Annotated in this window: 8 protein-coding genes; all 8 read left to right on the forward strand. The window is 30.4% G+C overall.

Annotated features, from left to right (window positions below; translation table 11 throughout):
- Positions 1-358 precede the first annotated feature (358 nt).
- The 8 genes from G530_RS0100305 (at position 359) to G530_RS0100345 (ending at position 7059) form a co-directional block, all read left to right on the forward strand.
- Positions 359-1231 carry a hypothetical protein gene (locus G530_RS0100305; RefSeq protein ID WP_026932628.1) on the forward strand — a complete coding sequence of 291 codons (873 nt, stop codon included), beginning with the start codon at positions 359-361 and terminating at the stop codon, positions 1229-1231.
- A gap of 163 nt (positions 1232-1394) precedes the next feature.
- Positions 1395-2615, forward strand: a complete 1221-nt coding sequence (locus G530_RS0100310) for a hypothetical protein (protein WP_026932629.1) — start codon at positions 1395-1397, stop codon at positions 2613-2615.
- Between the two features lie 171 nt (positions 2616-2786).
- Positions 2787-3338: a hypothetical protein gene (locus G530_RS0100315; protein ID WP_026932630.1), complete on the forward strand. Its 552-nt coding sequence runs from the start codon at positions 2787-2789 to the stop codon at positions 3336-3338.
- Between the two features lie 843 nt (positions 3339-4181).
- Positions 4182-4688: a DUF2314 domain-containing protein gene (locus G530_RS16345; RefSeq protein WP_084519357.1), complete on the forward strand. Its 507-nt coding sequence runs from the start codon at positions 4182-4184 to the stop codon at positions 4686-4688.
- 158 nt (positions 4689-4846) lie between these two features.
- Positions 4847-5401, forward strand: a complete 555-nt coding sequence (locus G530_RS0100330; protein WP_026932632.1) for a hypothetical protein — start codon at positions 4847-4849, stop codon at positions 5399-5401.
- Between the two features lie 158 nt (positions 5402-5559).
- Complete coding sequence (locus G530_RS0100335; RefSeq protein ID WP_026932633.1) at positions 5560-6225, forward strand: hypothetical protein; 666 nt, start codon at positions 5560-5562, stop codon at positions 6223-6225.
- Between the two features lie 160 nt (positions 6226-6385).
- Positions 6386-6688 carry a hypothetical protein gene (locus G530_RS0100340; RefSeq protein ID WP_026932634.1) on the forward strand — a complete coding sequence of 101 codons (303 nt, stop codon included), beginning with the start codon at positions 6386-6388 and terminating at the stop codon, positions 6686-6688.
- Positions 6689-6768: 80 nt separating this feature from the next.
- The gene (locus G530_RS0100345; protein ID WP_026932635.1) at positions 6769-7059 is read left to right on the forward strand and encodes a hypothetical protein; all 291 of its coding nucleotides are present in this window, start codon (positions 6769-6771) and stop codon (positions 7057-7059) included.
- Positions 7060-7127: the final 68 nt, after the last annotated feature.

The following is a 7127-nucleotide window of genomic DNA, read 5'->3' on the forward strand; positions in this document are numbered from 1 at the left end:
TGCAAACTCGCTGTAAAGGAAGAAGAAAAAAAGAAATTTAGCAATGAGGGATTCCACTCCTTTTTAGTGATCCTGCTGTTTGCTCCCCGTTCCAGAACGTCGCCTATCCTAAGGATAAACGCAATTCTAAACGGTTGAAGCGGGATGGCCCGAGGGTCAGGTCTGTCGAACGACGCTCGCAGCATTTTTGCAAAATGCCGCTCTGCTGCACATAACGACGAATAAGAAGAATAGGGGGCAACAAAGAAATGTGTATATTTCAGAATTCAAAAACATATAAATTTAAAAAGAATTTAGAAGCCCCCTACTCTTCTTATTCGAGACCGTTATGTGTAAGCTTTTTTAAAAAGATAATTTTATGAAACAAAATCCCTCAAAGAATAAAACTGAGGTTCAATATTTATTCAAAGGTGATCCAGGAACATACGGAAAAGGAAAAAAACAAGTGACAACTGATGATCTTGTCCAAATAAGAAAGAATTCTAATATTCCATCTCTTCCAGTTTCAACTCCAATTGGAATTTATCACCGAAAAAAAACAGAATATTTAAGCCAAAATAAATTAATAAATATTCTTTTCGGACTAAGTATAATTATACTAATTCTATTAAAATTTGTATTTATAGATTTTTTTAATTCTACCAGAGAAAAGAATTTAGAATTAATTATATCAAACCTATGTTTTGCCTATATAGCAAGTTTTATTTTTTACGCAATAGTTATCAAAAGATCTGATAAACATAAAAAGATAGAAGCATATGCAATTATATGCGGACTAAATGACTCTTTATTATCTCACGGAAAAAATGTGAAAAAGTGGATTCACAAAGGAACAGAAAAAGAGGATGAAATTGGAAAACTAAAAGATTCAATGGATAGGCAGACATTCAAAAGAATTTGTGCTCAAGTTGATCTAAATAAAATTCCCAATGGCTATCAGGCTAGTATTGGAAGTTTAATTTTATTAGATGGCGTAAGAAAAATTAATACTTACATAGAAAAAGTTTTCAACTATATGCCTTTTCTTGAAGGGGAGTTAATTCATCAACTAAATAAAATTCAAAATTCGAAATTTTCAAGAACAATTTTGTTAATTCCGCACAAAGCCAAAAATGGACTTGAAGAATTTAGTAATGATATTTTTGACTTCCTAATCTTATTAGAAGAACTAGAAAATTATAATGATTCTCTGAAGAAAAAATATCTTGAGAATTACGAAAAGAAATATTAAATAAGAATCCGTTTAAAAGCCTACACATAACAACGGTTAATCGCCAATAGACGGTAGCGTTAGAAAGAAAATAATTAACTTGACCAACAAACCAATACTAAGCCGACAAATCCGCGTCCCTTACTCCGCCAACTGGCGATAACCGAGACCGTTGGCAATAATTATGAAACAGAGATTTTACATACTTACAATCCTTTTTTCATTAATCTCATGTGAAGAAGAGAAAAAAGTTATAGAGAAAATTGATTTCGAAACCGACTATAAGTTTTCTTCAGTTATTGAAGATAAAGTAGAAAAAGATACGGTTTCATGGAAATATCAAATTTCAGCTGCTGATTTTGCTATGAAAAGTGATTACAAAAATGCTTTAATTCATTGGGATTCTGCAATGGGGACAAGAGAAAAAAACTTCACAGAGTTCCAAATAGATTCAATAAATCAAAAGTACTCAAAAGTCAAAGCAGCTGATTACATTATTGAACTAGCAAAGAAAAATCAAGTAGTCATAATAAATGAGGCTCACCATAATTCTTTCCACCGAGTATTCACAAAATCAATACTTAAAAAACTATTTGAAAATGGATATAAAAATTTAGGTCTTGAAGCACTAGCAAATGGAGAGGAATTAGATTCAACACTAAATATTAGGAAATATCCCATTCTTAAAACTGGCCATTATATAAAAGATCCTCAATTTGGAGATTTAGTTAGAACCGCTTTAGAAATAGGTTATAATGTATTTCCATACGAAACAGAGAATTTTGGCAATAGCACAACTGAATCAAGAGAAATAGAACAAGCAAAAAACATTCAAAATATTATTGAATCTAAACCTGATGAAAAATTCTTAATTCATTGTGGTTATGATCACAATTTAGAAGGAACACATCCAATTTGGGGAAATACTATGGCAAGTAGATTAACAGAATATACTGGAATAAATCCCTTAACCATTAATCAAATAAAGTATAGCGAAAAAAGTAATTCTAAATTTAACAATCCATTATTAAAAGCTTTAAATATTCAAGAATCATCAGTTATCCTTGATGAGGACAAAAATCCAATAAGATATGAAAGAGAAGGTGCCTGGAATGATATTGCTGTTTTCCATCCGAATACCAAATATTTAAATAACAGGCCGGATTGGTTATTTAAAAATGGAAATAAGAATGTTCCTATCCCATTAACTGATTTTACAATTGAATTTCCAGTCATGGTTTTGGCTTATAAGAAAGGAGAAGATATTAATTCAGCAGTTCCTGTAGACATTACAGAAGTAAAAAATAAAACAAAAAACTGCAATCTCGCTTTGAAAAAAGGAGTTTATGAGATCGTAGTTACAAATGGAAAAGAATCCTACAAATTTGAAGAGAGAGTACCATAACTATTGCCAACAACGGCTCATCGCAAATAACGGGTAGGTTGCTGAAAATTGCTATTTTAGAGACCAATTATTAAACAACGAAGCCGACAAATCCGCGTCCTTACTCCCGCAACTTGCGATAGCCGGGACCGTTGGGCATAATTATTAACAATGTAACTGCTTATTCAACAATTGAAAAATAGAAAAATAACTCTGGTAATATTAATCGTCCTTACTCTTTTAAATTTTGGGTGTGGTACGAATAAATCGATTTTAGAAAAAGATTTTGATTCAGAAAATATATCACTTACTGGAAATATAATTGAAGTTACCGTTAATGACAAAAGAACAGACGTAACTGATAAGAAAATTGAATTACCATTTCTATCATCACCAAAAAGTTATGATAAAGTTTCTCCTTTTATTACACCGAAACAAGAAGAGAAAATTAAAAATGAAATAAAATCATATTTTAATAATAATGGACAAGATCTTAAAGTGAAAATTAATATCCTTCAAGGTTATAAAGAATTCTCTGCTACATTTTTCCACGAAAGAGAATATGCAGAATTTAGTATTCATCTACAAATAATAGATTTAAATAATCACATATTAGAAGAATGTAAATCCTCAGGATTTATAGAAACAAAAACTTTGGATGCTACTTATGAAAGGATGGAACTGGTATATAATAAAGCTTTAGAAATGGCTATTTTTAAATGTTTAGAGGAGATTTCAAAATAACTATGCCCAACAACGATTCATCGCAAATAGACGGCACCGTTAGTAAGAAAATAATTAAATTCACCAACAAACTAGGTCTAAGCCGACAACGCCGCGTCCCCTACTCCGCCAACTTGCGATAATCGAGACCGTTGTGCGCAAGCTTCAGAGAAATCGGAAATAAATAATTAAGAAAATAATAATTAAAATATTACTGAAAAAAGTAAGAATATTTGAGACTTTCACAACTATTAAAAATTTTAGTTTTAGATTTTCAATTTGATGTTTTAAACACTCAAAGGTTTGATGAATTAGATTTTGTTATTTAAGTATAATAGATTGACAATGATAAAAATTCCAATAGCTGAGTAAAGTGAAGCACCTTAAAAATTTTAAATGAAGAAAACAAAAACACAATATTTTTTGGCCATCTTTTGCACATTGATACCCTTATCAATTCAAATCTTTTGGTATATCTCATTTGAAAAATTTAGGAATCAAAAAGAAAGAATAGAATATTTTATGAGTGTTTTTACTCCGATAACACATAATCCTCGTTTAATTATTTTAATAAATATTATATTCTGTATTGCCTCAATTATTCTAACTGGATTATTAATAAAAAATGTGACTGGAATAAAAAAAATCCTTTTGTATATTTTACTTATTATTTCTATTGCATTAATAATAATTAATTTATTACAGATTCAAGTTTAAAAGCCAGCGCACAACAACGGTTAATCGCCAATAAGCGGCACCGTTAGAAAGAAAATAATTAACTAGACCAATAAACCAATACTAAGCCGACAAATCCGCGTCCTTTACTCCGCCAACTGGCGATAACCGGGACCGTTATACACCATTATGAGACTACGAAACATTTTAACAATCTTAATAAGCATTCTTCTTTTTTCTTGTAAAACCGATAAGAATGAGAGGATTGAGAGATCAAATGAACCAGATATTCATATGTTAAATGACAGTGATAAAGAAATGAATGATGCTATTCTACTGGCTCAACAAACAATGAATAAATTTGAAAAAGCTTACAAGGAAAATAATGATCTCTATAAAGATTTTTCAATAAAAATGCCATTTAAATCTACTAATGGTTATGAACATATTTGGATTACTGACATAACTTATGAAAATAATGAATTCCAAGGTGTTGTAAATAATTCACCTGCATTTACGAGAGAAGTAAATATTGGAGATACAATAATAATTGACCCTAAAAACATAAGTGACTGGATGTATATTGAAAATGGAAAACTAAGAGGAGGATATTCAATTCGAGCTATTAGAGATAAAATGAGTGCATCTCAAAAAAAAGAATTTGATGATGGATTTGGAATCATTATAGAATACTAACGGTGTATAACAACGGCTCATCGCAAATAACGGGTAGTTTGCTAAAAATGGCTATTTTAGAGACCAATTATTAAAAGAACTAATCCGACAAATCCACGTCCTTATTCCCGCAACTTGCGATAGCCGGGACCGTTAGGTGCAATTATCATCAAAATTCAATGAAAGAAAAAGAACATAAAATTCTAATTAAGAAAGGTCTTCAAGATGGAGTTTCAAAATCTGACTTATATGAAGATTTAAAAGATAAATATGAAGATGACGATTCACTCAGACTCATTTTAGCATCAAACCCAACATTGGAAGATCGCAAAAACTACAAATTCTATCACTTAGTTCTTTCTGTTATTTGGGGAATATTCTTAGCAATCGAACTATTAAATATTTTAGAACTTATAGAAAAGTTTGATCTAAAATTATTCATCTCTCTAATACTATCATTTTACCTGACTATTAATATTTGGAAGCTTAATGGCAAATTTCTTTTACCAGGAATCATATGGTTCATTTTCACAATATTCAATGCATTTATATCATTATCGGACATTCCTGAGTATGATCCAGATTTTTACTTAATGCAAAATCTAACTTTTGGTTATGTATTCATTCTCATTATTGGAATTATATTAATGTACTATTTGAGGAAAAATGTTTTTGAGTACTTCAAGCTATTTACACCAGAAAAAAATAAGAGCAACCAAACAGTATTTGAGTAGATAACAGCACCTAACAACGGTTAATCGCCAATAAGCGGCAGCGCTAGTAAGAAAATAATTATCTTGATCAACAAACCAACACTAAGCCGACAAATCAGCGTCCCTTACTCCGCCAACTGGCGATAACCGGGACCGTTATATGGCATATTCACTAAGATATGAGTAAGGAAGAAAGTATTGAATCTAAGTTAATTGATCAAATTTCAGATTCTTCAATTCAAAATTTAGCTGCTGATTTTACTGAAATAGCACTGGATACTATTTTAGAAAATGAAGTACTGAAAGATTTCCCAGTTATAGGAACTATTTCAAATGTTATTAAGGCTTCTAAAAATATTAGAGACAAGATTTTTGCAAAAAAGGTTTTGTTATTTCTTCAATCATTAAATGATTGTTCTTTAGAACAAAGAGAAAAATTTACCAAACAAATTGATCAAAATCCTAAAAAGAAACAAAAGGTTGGTGAAGCAGTGATTGTTCTACTGGATAGAATTGACGATATGGATAAACCTCAAATTATTGGAAATCTATTCAAAGCTTACATAAATGAAGACATCAATTATGATGATTTTATTAAAATGAGCTCCATAATAAACAAAATAAATCTAAAAGATTTAATTTTATTAAAGAATTCAGCAAGTAGAGATATACCTGTTGATATTTCTGAAAACTTAGCTTTCAACGGATTAATGAATATTGGGATACTTGATGAACCACTGACTATGGACAAAACTCATATTTCTCCCACACTTTATTATGTAAAGAACAAAATTGCTTCCAAAATATTTAAATTCGGCTTCAATACGCCACATAACAACGGTTAATCGCCAATAAGCGGCACCGTTAGTGAGAAATTAATTAAATTGACCAACAAACCAATACTAAGCCGACAAATCCGCGTCCCTTACTCCGCCAACTGGCGATAACCGGGACCGTTAGCTTTAATTGTTCAGAAAAATCCGTTAGTCAACAAAAAACAATAGATTGGATAAACATAATCTCAATTCAGATAATCCAGAAGACATTTTAAAAAAAGCTTTACCAAAAAATAGTTGGCTGATTGATGAAAGCATTCCGCACGTCAAACATTTGAACGATTATAATTCCATTATTGAAGACCTAAAATTCGCTAAAGAATGTCTCATAGAATTAAAAAAAATGAGAATTCTTGAAGAAAATACTGAAATTGAAAATAGCATTACTTTGAAAAGAGTATATTTTACAAATTCGGTTATTACATACGCTAATGCTTTAATTCCACCAAACAAGGTGGAAGAATTTCAATAAATAAGAAACAATTCAAAAAAAACTTTCCAAATAACGAGAAAGTCAGCGCTAAGGATTTAGTAAAATTTCATGACTACATAATGGATTTAAGAAACAAGTTTATTGCTCATGCCGATAATAGCATTTTTGAAAAAAAAAGAATTTATATTCAATTTGAGCTGGAAGGTGAAAATTTACACTCAACCTTTGCAAATCTTTCAGTAGCTATGTTCAATTTTGATCAAACTCAATTATCAAACTTTATGGTATTAATTGATTATGCAATTATTAATCTAAGGGAAAAGAGTAACATACTTACGCAAAAAGTAAAAGATCAAATTGGTGATCATAAATTATTGGAGGTAGCAATAAAAACTTTGAAAAACAACTAAAGCTAACAACGGTTAATCGCCAATAGCCGGCAGCCTTAGAAAGAAAATAATTAACTTGACCAACAAAC

Origin of the sequence: Christiangramia echinicola DSM 19838, assembly GCF_000423065.1 — a bacterium.
Lineage (GTDB): Bacteria > Bacteroidota > Bacteroidia > Flavobacteriales > Flavobacteriaceae > Christiangramia > Christiangramia echinicola.